The 16,988-nt window shown below is 38.0% G+C and carries 16 protein-coding genes; 11 read left to right on the top strand and 5 right to left on the bottom strand.

The genetic code is table 11. From position 1 onward, the window contains the following. Positions 1–122: 122 nt before the first annotated feature. Both KO513_RS10585 and thiL read right to left on the bottom strand, forming a co-directional pair. Entirely contained in the window at positions 123–1,160 is a 1,038-nt protein-coding gene (locus KO513_RS10585; protein WP_215913354.1) for an alpha/beta fold hydrolase, read from the bottom strand. Positions 1,161–1,169: 9 nt separating this feature from the next. Continuing rightward, the gene (gene thiL / locus KO513_RS10580) at positions 1,170–2,219 is read right to left on the bottom strand and encodes a thiamine-phosphate kinase (protein WP_215913353.1); all 1,050 of its coding nucleotides are present in this window, start codon (positions 2,217–2,219) and stop codon (positions 1,170–1,172) included. A gap of 323 nt (positions 2,220–2,542) precedes the next feature. Between thiL and KO513_RS10575 the strand changes: the two genes are divergently transcribed. From KO513_RS10575 to KO513_RS10530, 10 genes are all read left to right on the top strand, one after another. Next, the gene (locus KO513_RS10575; protein WP_215436501.1) at positions 2,543–2,872 is read left to right on the top strand and encodes a HesB/IscA family protein; all 330 of its coding nucleotides are present in this window, start codon (positions 2,543–2,545) and stop codon (positions 2,870–2,872) included. Positions 2,873–2,934: 62 nt separating this feature from the next. Next, positions 2,935–4,380: a Fe-S cluster assembly protein SufB gene (gene sufB / locus KO513_RS10570; RefSeq protein WP_215913352.1), complete on the top strand. Its 1,446-nt coding sequence runs from the start codon at positions 2,935–2,937 to the stop codon at positions 4,378–4,380. A 49-nt stretch (positions 4,381–4,429) separates the two neighbouring features. Beyond that, positions 4,430–5,182: a Fe-S cluster assembly ATPase SufC gene (gene sufC, locus KO513_RS10565; RefSeq protein ID WP_215436495.1), complete on the top strand. Its 753-nt coding sequence runs from the start codon at positions 4,430–4,432 to the stop codon at positions 5,180–5,182. 72 nt (positions 5,183–5,254) lie between these two features. Continuing rightward, positions 5,255–6,571 (top strand): Fe-S cluster assembly protein SufD, encoded by a 1,317-nt coding sequence (gene sufD, locus KO513_RS10560; protein WP_215913351.1) that lies wholly within the window; start codon positions 5,255–5,257, stop codon positions 6,569–6,571. 142 nt (positions 6,572–6,713) lie between these two features. Next, positions 6,714–7,331, top strand: a complete 618-nt coding sequence (locus tag KO513_RS10555) for an outer membrane beta-barrel protein (RefSeq protein WP_215913350.1) — start codon at positions 6,714–6,716, stop codon at positions 7,329–7,331. Positions 7,332–7,410: 79 nt separating this feature from the next. Next, entirely contained in the window at positions 7,411–8,625 is a 1,215-nt protein-coding gene (locus KO513_RS10550) for an aminotransferase class V-fold PLP-dependent enzyme (RefSeq protein ID WP_215913349.1), read from the top strand. Between the two features lie 73 nt (positions 8,626–8,698). Continuing rightward, positions 8,699–9,121: a SufE family protein gene (locus KO513_RS10545; RefSeq protein WP_215436486.1), complete on the top strand. Its 423-nt coding sequence runs from the start codon at positions 8,699–8,701 to the stop codon at positions 9,119–9,121. A 52-nt stretch (positions 9,122–9,173) separates the two neighbouring features. Then, positions 9,174–9,503, top strand: coding sequence for a DUF59 domain-containing protein (locus tag KO513_RS10540; protein ID WP_215913348.1), 330 nt, complete (start codon positions 9,174–9,176; stop codon positions 9,501–9,503). A gap of 8 nt (positions 9,504–9,511) precedes the next feature. After that, positions 9,512–10,018, top strand: a complete 507-nt coding sequence (locus tag KO513_RS10535) for a DUF2480 family protein (protein WP_215913347.1) — start codon at positions 9,512–9,514, stop codon at positions 10,016–10,018. A gap of 66 nt (positions 10,019–10,084) precedes the next feature. Next, positions 10,085–11,005, top strand: coding sequence for a DUF3078 domain-containing protein (locus KO513_RS10530; protein ID WP_215436478.1), 921 nt, complete (start codon positions 10,085–10,087; stop codon positions 11,003–11,005). 888 nt (positions 11,006–11,893) lie between these two features. Here the strand turns inward: KO513_RS10530 and hflX are convergent. Beyond that, positions 11,894–13,105 carry a GTPase HflX gene (gene hflX, locus KO513_RS10525; protein ID WP_215913346.1) on the bottom strand — a complete coding sequence of 404 codons (1,212 nt, stop codon included), beginning with the start codon at positions 13,103–13,105 and terminating at the stop codon, positions 11,894–11,896. 76 nt (positions 13,106–13,181) lie between these two features. On the opposite strand from hflX, the gene KO513_RS10520 reads away from it, so the two are divergent. After that, complete coding sequence (locus KO513_RS10520; protein WP_215913345.1) at positions 13,182–14,156, top strand: endonuclease/exonuclease/phosphatase family protein; 975 nt, start codon at positions 13,182–13,184, stop codon at positions 14,154–14,156. Between the two features lie 5 nt (positions 14,157–14,161). On the opposite strand, the gene KO513_RS10515 is transcribed toward KO513_RS10520, so the two are convergent. After that, a complete protein-coding gene (locus KO513_RS10515) occupies positions 14,162–14,875 on the bottom strand; it encodes a 3'-5' exonuclease (RefSeq protein ID WP_215913344.1) in 714 nt (237 codons plus the stop codon). A 136-nt stretch (positions 14,876–15,011) separates the two neighbouring features. After that, a complete protein-coding gene (locus KO513_RS10510) occupies positions 15,012–16,811 on the bottom strand; it encodes a DUF4153 domain-containing protein (RefSeq protein WP_215913343.1) in 1,800 nt (599 codons plus the stop codon). Positions 16,812–16,988 lie beyond the last annotated feature (177 nt).

Here is a 16,988-nt window from a genome sequence, read left to right as displayed (position 1 = left end):
CAGCCTCGTTCTCCACTGTCGTTCGCCCCACAACAGTATAAGTTAGGTATGTCCTTTATTTTCGGGAATTTTTTGTTTTTATGCCTTTCCAAATAATTCGTAATAGTCTATTTTACAGAATCTTATAAGTTATTTTCTTCTATTGTTTTCAAAATTTTGGCGCTGATGAGGTCAATTTTTGCATCGGGTAAATCATGTCCCATATTATCTACCCATAAACTATCTGCTTTTGGAATTACTTTTGCCATTTTTCTTCCATGTTCAATAGGTATAACAGGGTCTTGTTTACCGTGAACGACAAGCACGGGCAATTTTAATTTTGATAGGCCATCATATCTTGGTTCAGCGGTCTCAATCGCTTTTTGATGTTGTCTTCCTGCAATAAAATGAAAGCCATCCCGCCTTTCAATATTGTAAAGAGCAGCTTCCGCTAGGGGTTTGCTGGCTATAGGGCCCGTAGCCTCTCCCATTAAAATTCTTTTCTGTACAAACTGAAGTTTCATTTGAGCTTTTTTTCCGCCAAAAACACCATATTTTAATACGGCGCTTATCATTTTTGGAAGAACTTCCGGAGATGGTGTTGGCAGAGTAGAATCGAACAAATCTGCGGAAGACATAATAGAAGTTAGACTTTTAAATCGGTTTTCTTGTTGAATTACGGCAATTTGAGATATCATACCACCCATGGATACGCCAAGAATATGGGCCTTTTCAATATGTAAGCTATCAAGAATTGCAATGGGGTCATTGGCCATACTGGCAAGAGTATACTCCTTGTCCGTTTTTTTTAGACGCTGGGTGAGACCTGTTCCTCTATGGTCATAGCGTATAACATCATAACCGGCTTTATTAAATTTTGAAATAAAACTCGGAGGCCACGTTAGAGCGTCGTTGGCAGCACCCATTACCAATAAAATAGTCCCTTTTTTAGGATTTGTAGCTGGGATATGCTCGCACCAAATTTTCCAACCGTCAGAAATGGCAAATCCTATTTTACCCTTAACCATTTCGGGCAAAGGTTCGTGAATAACCGTTTTTATCAGTGATTCCGTCTCATTGGATAATTTGGGAACGGACGCACAGGCATAAAATAGGAAGGTAATTAGGGCCAAAACGAAAAACCTAGTTACCCAATACCTACACCTATTACGCTTTTTCATAGAAGTGATTTAGTCCTTTGATTTGAATGAATTCCACCCTTGGGCGGTCAATTCAATTTTGGTATTGCCTCTTGTGACTAAATGGGCACCTTCACTCTCATGGGTCATATGACCAATTACCGTTAAATTGGGATTTCCTTTTATTTTTTCAAAATCATTCTGTGAAATAGTAAAAAGAAGTTCATAGTCTTCCCCTCCACTTAGAGCTACCATGGTGCTATCTACATTAAATTCCTCACAAGCGGAAATCACGGTAGGATCTAACGGAATTTTTTCTTCAAACAGATTACAACCTATTTTACTGTTTTTGCAGAGATGAAGAATTTCGGATGAAAGTCCGTCACTTATATCGATCATTGCGGTAGGCCTTACCTCTAACTTTTTTAAAAGTTCAACAATGTCTTTTCTAGCTTCGGGTTTTAATTGTCTTTCAACAATGTATGAATAGGGCGATAAATCAGGTTGATTATTAGGATTCACCTTAAAAACCTCTTTTTCACGATCTAATACCTGAAGACCCATATAGGCAGCACCTAAATCTCCGCTAACAACTAAAAGGTCATTTTCTTTTGCCCCATCACGATATGTGAGTTCCTCTTCTTTTGCCTCGCCTAACGCGGTAATACTAATAAGCATTCCTGAGGTAGAAGATGTGGTATCTCCTCCTATAAGGTCTACATTAAAAATCTTTGCAGCAAGGGCAATACCGGCATATAGTTCTTCTAGTGCCTCTAACGGGAAACGGTTAGAAACGGCCAATGAAACGGTTATTTGGGTAGCCGTTGCATTCATGGCATACACATCGGATAAGTTTACCATCACCGCTTTGTAACCCAAATGTTTTAAAGGCATATAGCTGAGGTCAAAATGTACCCCTTCTATCAGTAAATCGGTTGTTAAGACGGTTTTATCCTTATGGTCAATTACAGCGGCATCATCTCCAACACCTTTAATGGTGGAATTGTGGGTGATTTCAAAATTTTTGGTCAAATGGTCTATAAGTCCAAATTCACCAAGTTTTTCCAGGGACGTGCGTTCTTGATTTTTATCTTCTAACATTTTGCAAAAGTAAGAATGATAATTTTGATAGCCTTAATTTTTAATGAATGGAGGAAAACAAAATTGTATACAGGTTAAATCCGGGTTTATACAGCCACATAAAACACTCTTTTTTTACGGAAATATCAGTGAAATTCTCCTTTGACTCAATTTTTGATAAAGATTTTTCCAAATACATACCTCTGCTTTTTATTAATTGAATAAGATTGGGACATCAATAGAAAAAGCTTATTGCAATATGCGTTATAATAATGTTAGTTCTTATGGTAAAACCCTACTAATACCGTATATTTGTAAACTATTTAGATTAAATCCAAATGCTTATGATTCAAGTATCTGAGACTGCGAAAAAGAAAGTCATAGACTTAATGACCGAGGGAGGTTTTGATGCCTCAACGGACTTTGTTCGCGTAGGTGTTAAGAGTGGTGGGTGTAGCGGCTTATCGTATGAACTCGATTTTGACAAGAAGAAAGAAGAAACCGACAAGGTTTTTGAAGATAACGATGTGCGCATTATTGTAGATAAAAAAAGTTTTCTTTACCTAGTGGGTACAACGCTAGACTATTCCGGCGGATTGAACGGAAAGGGGTTTGTTTTCAACAACCCTAACGCACAACGCACCTGTGGTTGCGGAGAAAGTTTTTCGTTATAGACGAAAAATAGTAAAAGAACTAATTATTCAATTACCTAGTGTAGTTGGTATAAAAGGAAAAAATGGCATATACAGAAGAAGAACTAAAAAAGGAACTCGAAACCAAGGAGTACGAGTACGGTTTCTATACGGATATTAAGTCCGATACTTTCCCGAATGGATTGAACGAGGAAATCGTTATCGCCATTTCCAAAAAGAAAGAGGAACCAGAGTGGATGACCCTGTGGCGTTTAGAGGCTTTCAAGATTTGGAAGGAGATGGAGGAGCCGGAATGGGCCAATGTGCATTACACTAAACCGGATTTTCAAGCAATAAGTTATTATTCCGCGCCTGTAAAAGCGGACCCTAATAAAACATTGGATGATGTAGATCCGGAGTTGTTGGAAATGTACAAGAAATTGGGTATTTCTGTAGACGAGCAAAAGAAACTACAAAACGTTGCTGTAGATATTGTAATGGATTCGGTTTCCGTTGCTACTACTTTCCAAAAGACACTGGCGGAAAAAGGAATCATTTTTTGTTCTATTTCCGAAGCTATAAAAGAGCATCCGGAGCTGGTTAAAAAATATTTGGGATCGGTAGTTCCGCAGAAAGATAATTTTTATGCGGCTCTAAACTCAGCTGTTTTTTCAGACGGTAGTTTCTGCTACATTCCAAAAGGTGTTCGTTGCCCAATGGAACTATCCACCTACTTCAGAATCAACCAAGCGGGTACAGGTCAGTTCGAAAGAACGCTTGTAATTGCAGATGAAGATAGTTACGTAAGCTATTTGGAGGGTTGTACTGCGCCATCAAGAGATGAAAATCAGTTACATGCCGCTGTTGTTGAGCTTATTGCTTTAGACGACGCCGAGATAAAATACTCAACGGTACAAAACTGGTTCCCGGGGAACAAAGAAGGAAAAGGTGGGGTTTATAACTTCGTTACCAAAAGAGGTTTGTGCGAGAAAAATGCAAAGATTTCTTGGACACAGGTAGAAACAGGTTCGGCCGTTACTTGGAAATATCCTTCTTGTATATTAAAAGGGGACAATTCAATAGGTGAGTTTTACTCCATTGCTGTAACCAATAATTATCAGCAGGCAGATACTGGTACAAAAATGGTGCATTTAGGTAAAAATACCCGTAGTACCATTATATCCAAAGGTATATCCGCAGGAAAATCGCAGAACAGTTATAGGGGTCTAGTTCAGGTGAACAGCCGTGCAGAAAATGCACGTAACTTTTCTCAGTGCGATTCCCTCTTAATGGGTAACGAATGTGGGGCTCATACATTCCCATATATAGAAGCCAAGAACAAAAGTGCACAGATAGAGCATGAGGCAACTACGAGTAAGATCGGGGAAGACCAAATTTTCTACTGTAACCAAAGAGGTATAGATACTGAAAAGGCTATTGCCTTGATCGTAAACGGGTTCAGTAAGGAAGTTCTGAACAAATTGCCTATGGAATTTGCCGTTGAGGCGCAAAAATTATTGGAAATTAGTTTAGAAGGCTCGGTAGGTTAATCTTGCCAAATGCAGTTTATAGTTTTGATTAATAAATAAGATTCGCAAAATGCTTAAAATCGAAAATTTACACGCTAGTGTAGAGGACAAAGAAATATTAAGAGGTATTAACCTAGAGGTAAAAGCTGGTGAGGTTCATGCCATAATGGGCCCCAACGGTTCAGGTAAAAGTACCTTGGCATCTGTAATTGCAGGTAAGGAAGAATTTGAGGTTACTGAAGGTAGTGTTTCCTTAGAGGGTGAAGATTTAGAAGATGCTTCTCCGGAAGAACGAGCTCACAAAGGGGTGTTCCTGTCTTTTCAGTATCCAGTTGAAATACCGGGTGTTTCCGTAACCAATTTTATGAAGACGGCCATTAATGAATCTAGAAAGGCCAAAGGTCTTGAAGATATGCCGGCCAAGGATATGTTGAAGTTGATTCGTGAGAAATCGGAATTATTGGAAATAGACCGTAAATTCTTATCTCGTTCATTAAATGAAGGTTTTTCCGGTGGGGAAAAGAAGAGAAATGAAATTTTTCAAATGGCAATGTTAGAGCCTAAGTTGGCCATTTTGGATGAAACGGATTCCGGATTGGATATTGATGCCTTGCGTATTGTTGCTAATGGCGTTAACAAGCTTAAGAGCAAGGACAATGCGGTAATCGTGATTACCCACTACCAGCGATTGTTGGATTATATTGTTCCTGATTTTGTTCACGTATTGCACAATGGTAAAATTGTAAAGTCCGGCGGAAAAGAATTGGCTTTAGAGCTAGAAGAAAAAGGATACGATTGGTTAAAGCAGGAGACTGCCGTTTAAAATAGTACGAAGTACAGAGTTATTGGTTCAAAGCATTAAAAGCTTTGTAATCAATACTTAATACTAAAATATATGGATTTAAAAGACAAATTGATATCATCTTTTATGGCGTTCGAGAACAACGTAGATGTGGAACATTCCGTGCACGATGTTAGAACAGAGGCCATGAAGAACTTTGAGCTTAAAGGTTTTCCCAGTAAAAAGGAGGAAGCTTGGAAGTACACTTCTCTTAATAGCCTTCAAAAGATAGATTTCAGCATTTTCCCACGAGAAGAAAACACCCTTGAGTATAAAGACGTTAAAAAATACTTTTTGCACGAAATAGATTCGTATAAAATCATTTTTGTAGACGGTATTTACAGCTCTTATCTTTCGGAAACAACGCATGATGGTGTTGATATTTGCTTAATGAGCGCAGCGCTTACAAAGCCTATGTACAAGCCGGTTATAGATGTGTATTTTAATAAAGTAGCGTCTAAAGACGAGTCGCTAACTACATTGAACACTGCATTTAGTAGAGAAGGGGCGTATATTTATATCCCTAAGAATAAAATGCCCAAGAAACCTATAGAAATTATTCATTTCGCTACAGGTAACGAGGCATCTATTTTGTTGCAGCCAAGGAATTTGATTATTGCGGAAGAGAATGCCGAGGTTCAGATTATTGAACGTCACCAAAGTTTGACATCCAACGAAGTTCTGACCAACTGCGTGACGGAGATTTTCGCAGCAAAAAATGCAATTGTTGATTATTATAAGATTCAGAATGATGCGGCTTCTGCCTCATTGATTGATAATACCTACATAGACCAAAAAGACAAGAGTGTGGTTAAGGTTCATACCTTCTCTTTTGGTGGAAAATTAACACGTAACAATCTTAACTTCTACCAGAATGGAGAATATATTGACTCCACTATGAAAGGGGTTACTATTTTGGGCGATAAGCAACATGTAGATCATCATACGTTAGTGCACCACATTGAGCCTAACTGTGAAAGTCACCAGGATTATAAAGGTATTTATGGCGATAGTTCTACAGGAGTCTTTAATGGTAAGATTATTGTAGATAAGATTGCGCAGAAAACCAATGCGTTTCAGCAGAACAATAATATTTTGGTTAGTGACAAGGCTACAATCAATACTAAGCCGCAGTTAGAGATTTTTGCGGATGATGTAAAATGTTCACACGGTTGTACTATTGGGCAGTTAGATGAAGATGCTTTATTCTACTTACAATCTCGGGGTATTCCTGAAAAGGAAGCGAGAGCATTGTTAATGTATGCTTTTGCTAATAATGTACTAGAAAGTGTACGTATACCAGAACTAAAGACACGTATTAATAAGCTGATTGCTAAAAAGTTAGGGGTTAATCTTGGGTTTGACTTATAAAGAGAATTGTTTGATTTCTTAACAAGAAATTATCTTAAAACATAGATTTTTTTTAACGGCACTTTGGGAGTGCCGTTATTTTTTTGAAGGAATTTACGTATAAATTTACGACCGAATTATAAACCATTAATGAATCGTTCGTATGAAAAAAATCTACTTTTTATCAGTTTTAATTTTCTTTTTAAGTGCAAGCTTGTTCGCTCAGGATCACAAATGGAGTGTGGAAGCAAATTATCCTTTTTCTTCTGGTGATGATTTAGGAAATGATGCTAAAGGTATTATTGACCTAGGTGTAAAATATCGATTTTTGGATTTTAACATTGTCAAAATCGGTGCGGGTATCAACACAGGAATTTACAAGGCAGACACAAAAGACTTTAATGACCCTTCATCATATGATTACACTGAGACTCACTGGCTAATTAAACCTGAGGTCTTTGCAGAGTTTTCTATTCCGGGAGCGAAAAAACTTCACCCTTCTATAGGACTAGGGTATACTTTTGTTGAATCTAAATATGATGGTGTATTTGATTATGGGCCAAATGAACCTCCATTTCCTGGAGCTCACAAGATTACAGAGTCAGAAGGGGGAATAAATGTGAATTTGGGACTCTCTTATGATATAACTAAGCGGTTCTTTTTACAAACTCAAGTTGACTTTATCCGAAATGTTGCTGATAAAACAAAGGGAGAAGGAGAAACTTTAAGAAACATAGAACATATAAGTCTCATAAAGGTCGGAGTTGGTTTTAGGTTTTAATCCTCAGATACAAATTCAAGTACTCTAATACCCGATTTGTTTTTACAATCGGGTATCTTTGTATTTAAGAAGATTGACTATGTTAGATATAAATAAAATAAGAGAGGATTTCCCTATTCTCAAAAGAGAAGTGAACGGAAAGCCTTTGGTATACTTAGACAATGCTGCTACATCACAAACGCCTCAACAGGTTATAGATGTTATAGTAGATTACTACCAGAATTACAACGCCAATATACATCGTGGTGTGCATGCGCTGTCTCAAGAAGCAACTGATAAATATGAAGTAGCTCGGCAAAAGATTCAGAAGCACTTCAATGCAAAGAGTTCATACGAGATTATATTTACTTCAGGTACAACGCACAGTATTAACATCGTTGCCAACGGGTTTACCACCTTATTGAAAAAAGGTGATGAGATACTGGTGTCGGCTATGGAGCACCATTCTAATATCGTGCCTTGGCAAATGTTGGCCGAAAGAACAGGTGCCGTTTTAAAGGTAATTCCGATGAATCTTGATGGTGAGTTGCGAATGGATGTTTTTGAAGAATTACTCTCCAGCAAGACCAAATTGGTTTTCTGTAATCATATTTCCAACGCACTAGGAACCATTAATCCCATTGAAGAAATAATAGAAAAAGCACATGCTGTTGGTGCTGCTGTTTTAATTGATGGCGCGCAAGCGGCTCCCCATGTTAAAGCGGACATGCAAAAATTGGATGTCGATTTTTATACGGTCTCTGCTCATAAAATGTGTGGGCCTACCGGTGTAGGGGCTTTGTATGGCAAAGAAGAATGGCTAAATAAATTGCCTCCCTACCAAGGAGGGGGAGAGATGATTGCTGAGGTAACTTTTGAGAAAACTACCTATGCAGATTTACCACATAAGTTTGAAGCGGGAACACCAAATATTTGTGGTGGTATCGCCTTTGGTGCCGCTCTGGATTATATGAACGCTATAGGTTTTGAAGCTATTGCTCAATACGAGCATGAACTGTTGGGTTATGCCACGCAAGAACTGCTTAAAATAGAAGGACTGAAGATTTACGGAACGGCAAAAAACAAGACTTCGGTTATTTCTTTTAATATAGAAGGGCTGCATCCTTATGACATAGGCTCTATTCTGGACAAATTGGGCGTTGCCGTAAGAACTGGTCACCATTGTGCACAACCCATTATGGATTTTTACGGAATTCCGGGAACGGTAAGGGCCAGTTTTAGTTTTTATAATACTATGGATGAGGTAGATGCCTTGACCAAGGCGGTAATCCGGGCAAAGGGCATGCTGGAATAAGGATGTCGTTATCATTCTCTTAAAGTGTTGAAATCCATAGATAGTTGTTGTATTTTTACCGAAAATAGCGATAATGCAGATAAAGGAAATACAGGACGAAATAGTAGACGAATTTTCAATGTTCGATGATTGGATGCAACGCTACGAATATATGATCGAGCTGGGCAAAAGCTTACCGCTTATCAACGAAAAATTTAAGACTGATGATAATATTATCAAAGGTTGTCAAAGCAAAGTGTGGGTTCATGCGGAGCTTGAGGAGGATAAATTGGTTTTTACTGCGGATAGCGATGCAATTATAACAAAAGGTATAATTGCCATTTTAATAAGGGCCTTTAGTAATCAAAGACCTCAAGATATTATAGATGCCAATACCGATTTTATTGATGAAATTGGTCTTAAAGAACATCTTTCACCTACGCGGGCCAATGGTTTGGTAAGTATGATCAAACAATTGAAGCTATATGCCATAGCTTACCAAACACAATTAAATTAGAGTGATGCCTTGTAGGGGCGACCTCAATCTTTAACGAATTAATCTCAAGAACATGAGTGAAGAAATAGCAGTAGATAGCCAAGAATTGGGCGAGAAAATAGTAGTTATACTTAAGACCATATACGATCCTGAAATTCCAGTAGATATATATGAGCTGGGTTTAATTTATGACGTATTCGTAAATGAGGATAACGAAGTGAAGATATTAATGACCTTAACATCTCCCAATTGTCCGGTTGCGGAATCGCTTCCTGCAGAGGTAGAGGAAAAAGTAAAGTCTTTGGACATCGTTAAAGATGCAGAGGTAGAAATTACTTTTGATCCACCATGGACTCAAGATCTTATGAGCGAAGAGGCTAAACTGGAATTGGGCTTATTATAAAAGCGGATATGGCAGAAGAAATTATCAATAGGGTAGCTGAAAGCAAATTGGTTACGTTTAACTTGGAGGATCATTATCTCCCGGGAAAGCGCGTGCTTTTTGATATTTCCGAATGGCTATTGGAAGGTTTTATTTTAAAGGAAAAAGAATTCCGCGCACGTGCCGCCGAGCACGACTGGGCAAAGTACAAAGATTCTTACGTTGCCCTACATTGCTCAACAGATGCAATAGTTCCGGGCTGGGCTTATATGTTGTTGGCCACTTATTTAAACCCTTATGCCAATCGGTATATTCAGGGTTCTTTAGAGGATTTGGAAACCTTACTTTATACAGAAACGTTAAAAGATTTAGATGTTTCGGAATTAAAGGACAAATTTGTTATTGTTAAAGGTTGTAGTAATAAACCGGTGCCACCCAATGCTTACGTATTGATAATAGGAAAGTTACAGCCCATAGTAAAATCTCTCATGTATGGAGAGGCATGTTCTTCCGTGCCTTTGTACAAAAGAAAGTAGACATTTATTATTAAAATAAGTGACAATTAGTACTTTTGCGTGTCTAAATTAATAAACACAAATACCATGAGAAAATTACTGCTTACATCTTTGGCATTACTTACCTTTTCGGTGGGTTTTGCACAGACAATTGATGAATTAAAAGCTGAACAGGCTGCAAAAAAAGACTCTATCAGTGCCATTCAAGGTAGGGTAGATGCGCTTCAAGGACAAATTGATGCTTTTCCAGGGTGGAAAATAAGAGCGTTCGGTACAATAGGTGCCAACCTTTCAAAATTTAATAACTGGTACTCGCAAGGTACACCGGATAACTCTTCAGGAAACATTGGGGTTACGGTTAATGCAATCGCTAACTTGGATAGGGAGAAGTTCTTCTGGAGAAACTCCGCCAATGCAAATTTCCAATGGGTTAAGTTAGATGATAAAAACGACCCTACGGATGCGGAGGGATTTGATAACACAACAGATGTTTTTAATATCACTTCGTTGTACGGTTACAAATTGAATAAGAACTTTGCTATTTCGGCCTTGGCAGAATATCGTACATCTATCATTAACAACTTTAATGACCCTGGTTATTTAGATTTTGGTGTTGGTGCAACTTGGACTCCTATTCCTGATATGGTAGTTGTTATTCACCCATTAAACTACAACTTTGTTTTTGCGGATAATGATGCGGCTTACGATTCTTCTGCTGGTGCTAAGATTGTTGTTGATTATGCAAAACAATTGGGGTCAATTAACTTTAAGACCAACTTCTCTACTTTTCAAAGTTACAAGAGCGGTGATCTTTCTAACTGGACATGGATCAACTCTTTTGGATACACGCTTTGGAAAGGAATTGGTGTAGGTTTTGAGTTTGGTCTTCGTGACAACAAACAAGAAGGTTTGGCTAATGCATTAGTTTCGGATGCCAATGCGTCTTTTGACAATTTGGATAATGTTCTACAGAGCTATTACCTTTTTGGTCTTAACTACTCTTTCTAAAAAAAGTTTAATTCATACATAATGAAAACGCCCCGATGATAATCGGGGCGTTTTTTTTGTTAAGTAGGATTAGTTAAGTTTGGTTGTACAGTCAATAAATCAAACCTTGGTTAAGTAATTTATTTGGGACGTACACTAAGTTTCAAATACAAGACGAATGTAATAGGCAACACTATCATTGCTAAACTTTTGTTGTGAACCTGTTTCAATTTGTGGTGTAGCTCGTTAAAATGAACATAGCTTCGACGAAATACATCTAGAATCCATTTTTTAATCAGGTTATAGAAAACAAAAAAGCCCGTTTTAACGGGCTTTTTTGTTAAGTAGGTTTACTTGTACTTTTTAATTGCAATTTGGGGTCGCAATTTTTTAAGCTTTTCGTAGGTCAAGTCCGGATTTGGGATTCGTACTTGTTGCGGTTAAGTTCAAGATTCGATTTGGGGTCATTGCTATCACTTAATTACACTGTAAACTTACGTTGGTTTCTTCGGTCTTCTAAATTATTGTTGTGAACCTAAGCAAGGCTGTTGTGAAAAATATCAACGGCCCACAATGTTGGATGAACGGCATAGTTTAAGTTTGATTTAAAAAACAACCAAAATAGGAGGTATAAAAAAACCCTCTTGTACAGAGGGTTTTTTTATCAAGTAGGTTTGGTCAATTTGGTATTATTTTTTTCTGATCAAATAACAGGTTTGGGGTTCGTTACTTGTTTCGGTCAAGTTCAAGATTCGATTTGGGGTCAATGCTATCACTTAATTACACTGTAAACTTACGGTGGTTTCTTCGGTCTTCTAAATTATTGTTGTGAACCTAAGCAAGGCTGTTGTGAAAAATACAAGTTGTTGTGTATGTCCGATGAACGGTAAAAGATTTCTTGAAAACAGTTTAATACTCGTCCAAATGTTCCGGATAGAGGAAGTTGTTGTACGGGAAGCGTGTTACATGAATATCCCTTACCTCGTCATAAACCCTTTTTCTAAATTCGTCCAGATTTTCTTTGTTCAAGGCAGATATGAATAGGGCGCGGTCCCCAACACGTTGCATCCATGTCTTCTTCCATTCTTCAATACTAAAATGCCTTTCCGTCCTTTCGGTGATGAGGTCATCCTCATCTATTTCGGCATGTTTGTATTGATCAATTTTGTTAAACACCATAATGGTATTCTTGTCCGCACTATCTATTTCGTCCAAGATTTTATTAACGGACTCTATATGTTCCTCAAACTGCGGGTGTGATATATCAACAACATGAAGTAACAGATCGGCTTCGCGAACTTCGTCTAAAGTACTTTTGAAGCTTTCTACGAGCTGCGTAGGTAGCTTTCGGATAAAACCAACCGTATCACTTAATAAGAAAGGCAAATTACCTATAACCACTTTACGTACGGTGGTGTCCAACGTTGCAAAAAGCTTGTTCTCTGCAAATACCTCGCTTTTACTTATGACGTTCATTAAAGTAGACTTACCTACGTTGGTATACCCAACCAGAGCTACACGAACCAGGGCCCCACGGTTTCCCCGTTGGGTTTCCATTTGGCGGTCTATCTTAAGGAGCTTTTTCTTTAACAGGGAGATACGATCACGAACAATACGTCTATCCGTTTCAATTTCGGTTTCACCCGGTCCACGCATTCCAATACCTCCACGTTGGCGCTCAAGGTGAGTCCAAAGTCCCGTTAATCGCGGTAACAGATATTCGTATTGCGCCAGTTCTACCTGGGTACGTGCATAACTGGTCTGCGCACGTTGCGCAAAAATATCTAGAATAAGGCTTGTACGATCCACAATTTTGCAACGTAACAACTTTTCTATATTACGTTGTTGGGCAGGAGTAAGTTCATCATCAAAGATAACGGAGCCTACATCGTTCGCTTTTACGAATGCTTCTACTTCTTCCATCTTACCGGAACCTATAAGGGTCTTGGGGTTGGGAACATCCATGCGTTGTACAAAACGTTCTATAACCTCGCCACCGGCAGTGTAGGTCAAGAATTCAAGTTCATCAAGATATTCGGTAACTTTTTCTTCGCTCTGTTCGCGATTAATAATACCGATTAAAACGGCTTTTTCGTGATCTATGGTCTTCTTTTCTAACATATCTAAACTAAAGTGCAAATTTAAGCAATACTGACCGAGCTATTTTCGTAATTTTAAGATCCCAATCGAAAATTTTATGATTTTTTCATTTTTCAGGAAAAAAAAGGGAAGCCATTTAAATACAATTAGCTTCTACAACCTAGAAAATCTATTTGATACGGTAGACGACCCGGAGACCCTTGACGATGATTTTACGCCAAAAGGCCGCAAAAAGTGGTCTTTAAGAAGGTACAAAAAAAAGTTGTATAAATTGGCTAAGACCATTTCTGAAATTGGCAATTCCGAAACCCAGAGCCCGCCAGTCCTAGTGGGAGTAGCAGAGGTAGAAAACCAACAGGTTATGGAGGACCTTCTGGCGGCAGAACCTTTGGCTAATATAAAATATAGCTACGTACATTATGATTCTCCGGACGAGAGGGGTATAGACTGTGGGTTGATCTATCATAAGGACCATTTTGAGGTGTTACATTCGGAGCCCATTACTTTATTTATTTATGAAGAGGATGGAAGACGAGATACCACACGGGATATTCTGTACGTAAAGGGCAAATTGAACAATGAAGTGGTTCATATATTTGTAAACCATTGGCCTTCTAGAAGGAGCGGTAATTCAAAAACCGGATATAAGCGAGTTATTGCGGCCGAAACTATAATTAAGTTCATGGCCGGAATTGAGGAGAAAGAGGCCAATCCCAATTATATAATCATGGGTGATTTTAATGATGGTCCAAAGTCCGAAAGCGTACAGTCGCTCATGGAAACTAAAACCTTGTACAACCCTATGGAAAAGTTGCTCACACCAGAACGCGGTAGTGCCAACTATAAAAGGTCATGGATGCTTTTTGATCAGATAATGGTTTCGCACAGTTTTCTAAATTTTGAAAAGGGAACCCACAGTTTTGCCCATGCCAATATCTTTGATGAACACTTTTTAACGGAGTTTGAAGGAAAATACATGGGGTCTCCCTTCCGCACTTACGTAGGCAACAAATATATTGGTGGGTACAGCGATCATTTTCCGGTTTATATTCAATTGAAATATAACGCTTAGTTTTTCTAGATACTTTTAATATTGCTATCGTCCAGGAGTTCATCTCCTCGTAAGCGTAGAAAAACTTGGGCCGTAGTAACTACGTCAAGTTCACAATAGGTAACAATCCGGTCTAGGTCTTTTTCTTCGTAATAAACTTCACGAACCATACTGCCGTCAATATCTTGTTTGGGAGAAGGAATACCTAAAATATTGGCCAGTAGTTTTAGAGAGGTAAAATTCTTATAATCCCCAAATTTCCATAACTCCATGGTATCTAGATGCGGAATTTCCCATGGTTTTTTGCCAAATAGGTTCAGTTTGTACGGTAATTCAATACCGTGAATGATCATTCTGCGTGCAATGTATGGAAAATCGAATTCCTTGGCATTGTGTCCACAGAGCAAATGCTTGGTTGAGCTAAAATGTCCGTTCAATAAATTTTTGAACTCTTTTAATAATTTATCTTCTTCTCCATAAAAAGAAGTAGTTCTAAAGGTTTTGGTTTCTCCGTTCACACGAAAATACCCTACTGAAATGCACACGATCTTTCCGAACTCTGCCCAAATTCCGGCACGGTCATAAAACTCTTCAGCTGTATAATCTTCTTTACGTTGGTATCGGGACTTTTGCTCCCAAAGCTCCTTTTTTTCCTCATCCAAGGCATCAAAGTTGGGCTGTTCGGGAACGGTCTCAATGTCTAAGAATAAAATATGCTCTAAGTTTATCCTACCTAGCATGATTGGATTTTTTTGAATAAATATAAGAAAATAGCCATCTTATTTTAGCTGAGATTCGTTTATTTCATTGGAATAACTCATGTTTTTCAGATTAAGAAGGTGGGCGTTGTTACAAGTAAACCATTTCTAAGAAGTATCATTTCTGTTTTAGAAAAAGAAAAATTCTGGCGCTGCTTAGATGTAATGAATCTCCCATTTTTCGGAAATTAAGCTCATCAAAAATTATTTTCACCGAAATATTTTCATGTTCTACTTCCATTATCATTTGTTCAGGGTCAATGTTATATAGATTAGTTCCTCTCTTGCTCAAGTCTCTAAGTTTTGGGAGAAGTTGAATCTCATGTAGCGTTAGACTATCCTTAGGTGCAAGTAGGCTCAGAAAATTATTCTTATGGTCATAATCTATGGTGTAATCTCCTATTGAGGCGTTTGTGGAAATATTTTCGTTAATGGTAAATACCGCTAGATCATGATACCCTTTAAGCGTATAGTTTTGTGCTTGCTGTCGGTCTGCATAGTAATTATAATATTTTGTGTTTCGGGCTTCGGACCCGAGTTCATTTGGGGCCAAGGCTATGTCAAGGGAGTCTAAAACTTTTTGGGAATCGAACCAATTATAAACCTCCGGCTCATCGCTAAAAGTATCTTTAAAAATATCCTTAATCTCGATACCGGTAATGCTGTTTAGTTGGTTCACCGATTTTCTATCGTCCAAGTATTTTAGAATGGACGTTAATTGATTGTATTGGTCAGAAGTGGCCAATCTGTTGTTTTGAAGTACATTTTCGTATACGATTTGGAACTGATGTGTCTGACTTTTTAATGACACGCTAGACGCACTCCAAAAACCAAATGATGATAGTATTGCTAGAATAAAGAGGGAAAACGGTAAAACTAGGAGACTCTTTTTTCGACTGAATAAAAGAAACAGACTGATTCCTAAGATCCAAAAGGCCAACAGTATTACGAAGTAACGATTCTCAGTGATGCCATAATCGGAAACACGTCTAAAAATAGCAATGAAAAGAAGCACCAATAAGGGTAATATTAAAATATAAAACCAAGGATAAAAGCGTTTAATAGTCCAAGACTTCACTGTTTCATGAATTGGATTTATAATGACCTGTACGGTAAAACCTAAAAAGGCCAATGCGGTGACCAAATAGGAAACCCATCCTTTTGGAAGTTCCCATTCAACCAAGATTTTTATACTATAGGAATAAAGAATCAGCAGGTATAGAATGACTAGCGGAATCAGAATGTATTTGACAAAGACCTCTAATGCCTTATTGAAATGGATTTCTTTTTGTTGATGTATATTTTTTGGGAAGTCCGATAGATATATCCATGTATTGACCACTCCTAAGCAAAAAAGAAACAACTGAAAATATATATCGCCATCTATTCGCATATTGAACAGCGCGTCAATAGCCAAAAGGGCCAGTACTAGTCCAAGATAAAGTACACCTGAGAAAAAACCGCTTCTCACGATGGCAAAACCAGCAGCTTTGAGGTAATTCCAATAAGCATTCTTATTCCATTTGAATAAAAAGGGAGCGAATAGAACGAATAAATGTCCTGCAATCAAAAACAGGAAAAAACGGACTAGATAAATAGGGTCATCATCAAAAGTACCAACTTCGGGTAAATGCCAGTAGAAGAGAAACAATAACAAGAGCAGAACAGGTTTCAACCAAATGACCTTTTTAGAGTTTTTAAGTTGTTCAAGAAAAAACTGGGAGCCAATAAGCCAACTTACTCCCAAAATAAATGTAAGTATGATATTGGTTTGGTTGTCTGTATTTGCTTCTTTGGGTGCATCTACCACCCATATGGCGTAGAGGGTACCGCATAATGCCCAGAGGATTGTTATTGGAAACCTTTTAAAAGCACTTTGCGCTTTACTGGTTAAATCATTAAGGGAGAGAAAAGCCATAGTTTAGTTTTTACAATAGTTAACCACAAAATTACAGCGGATTGTCTTAGAATAACTCCCTGAATTTGGGGATATTGTGACATGTAATTTTGTAGGGGTGATAAAAGTTGGAACAGACCACCCGGTTGGTTGGTACATTTCTCGAACAGGCTCAAAGTTGTGAGCACTTCAATAAAA

This window comes from Zobellia sp. B3R18, assembly GCF_018860715.1.
GTDB classification, from domain to species: domain Bacteria; phylum Bacteroidota; class Bacteroidia; order Flavobacteriales; family Flavobacteriaceae; genus Zobellia; species Zobellia russellii.
The sequence above is the reverse complement of the archived record's forward strand: the minus strand, read 5'-3'. Positions and strand labels throughout refer to the sequence as shown.

Coding starts and splice junctions, on each gene's coding strand:
- KO513_RS10585 (WP_215913354.1), bottom strand. CDS start 1,160: ATGAAAAAGCGTAATAGGTGTAGGTATTGGGTAACTAGGTTTTTCGTT.
- thiL (WP_215913353.1), bottom strand. CDS start 2,219: ATGTTAGAAGATAAAAATCAAGAACGCACGTCCCTGGAAAAACTTGGT.
- KO513_RS10575 (WP_215436501.1), top strand. CDS start 2,543: ATGATTCAAGTATCTGAGACTGCGAAAAAGAAAGTCATAGACTTAATG.
- sufB (WP_215913352.1), top strand. CDS start 2,935: ATGGCATATACAGAAGAAGAACTAAAAAAGGAACTCGAAACCAAGGAG.
- sufC (WP_215436495.1), top strand. CDS start 4,430: ATGCTTAAAATCGAAAATTTACACGCTAGTGTAGAGGACAAAGAAATA.
- sufD (WP_215913351.1), top strand. CDS start 5,255: ATGGATTTAAAAGACAAATTGATATCATCTTTTATGGCGTTCGAGAAC.
- KO513_RS10555 (WP_215913350.1), top strand. CDS start 6,714: ATGAAAAAAATCTACTTTTTATCAGTTTTAATTTTCTTTTTAAGTGCA.
- KO513_RS10550 (WP_215913349.1), top strand. CDS start 7,411: ATGTTAGATATAAATAAAATAAGAGAGGATTTCCCTATTCTCAAAAGA.
- KO513_RS10545 (WP_215436486.1), top strand. CDS start 8,699: ATGCAGATAAAGGAAATACAGGACGAAATAGTAGACGAATTTTCAATG.
- KO513_RS10540 (WP_215913348.1), top strand. CDS start 9,174: ATGAGTGAAGAAATAGCAGTAGATAGCCAAGAATTGGGCGAGAAAATA.
- KO513_RS10535 (WP_215913347.1), top strand. CDS start 9,512: ATGGCAGAAGAAATTATCAATAGGGTAGCTGAAAGCAAATTGGTTACG.
- KO513_RS10530 (WP_215436478.1), top strand. CDS start 10,085: ATGAGAAAATTACTGCTTACATCTTTGGCATTACTTACCTTTTCGGTG.
- hflX (WP_215913346.1), bottom strand. CDS start 13,105: ATGTTAGAAAAGAAGACCATAGATCACGAAAAAGCCGTTTTAATCGGT.
- KO513_RS10520 (WP_215913345.1), top strand. CDS start 13,182: ATGATTTTTTCATTTTTCAGGAAAAAAAAGGGAAGCCATTTAAATACA.
- KO513_RS10515 (WP_215913344.1), bottom strand. CDS start 14,875: ATGCTAGGTAGGATAAACTTAGAGCATATTTTATTCTTAGACATTGAG.
- KO513_RS10510 (WP_215913343.1), bottom strand. CDS start 16,811: ATGGCTTTTCTCTCCCTTAATGATTTAACCAGTAAAGCGCAAAGTGCT.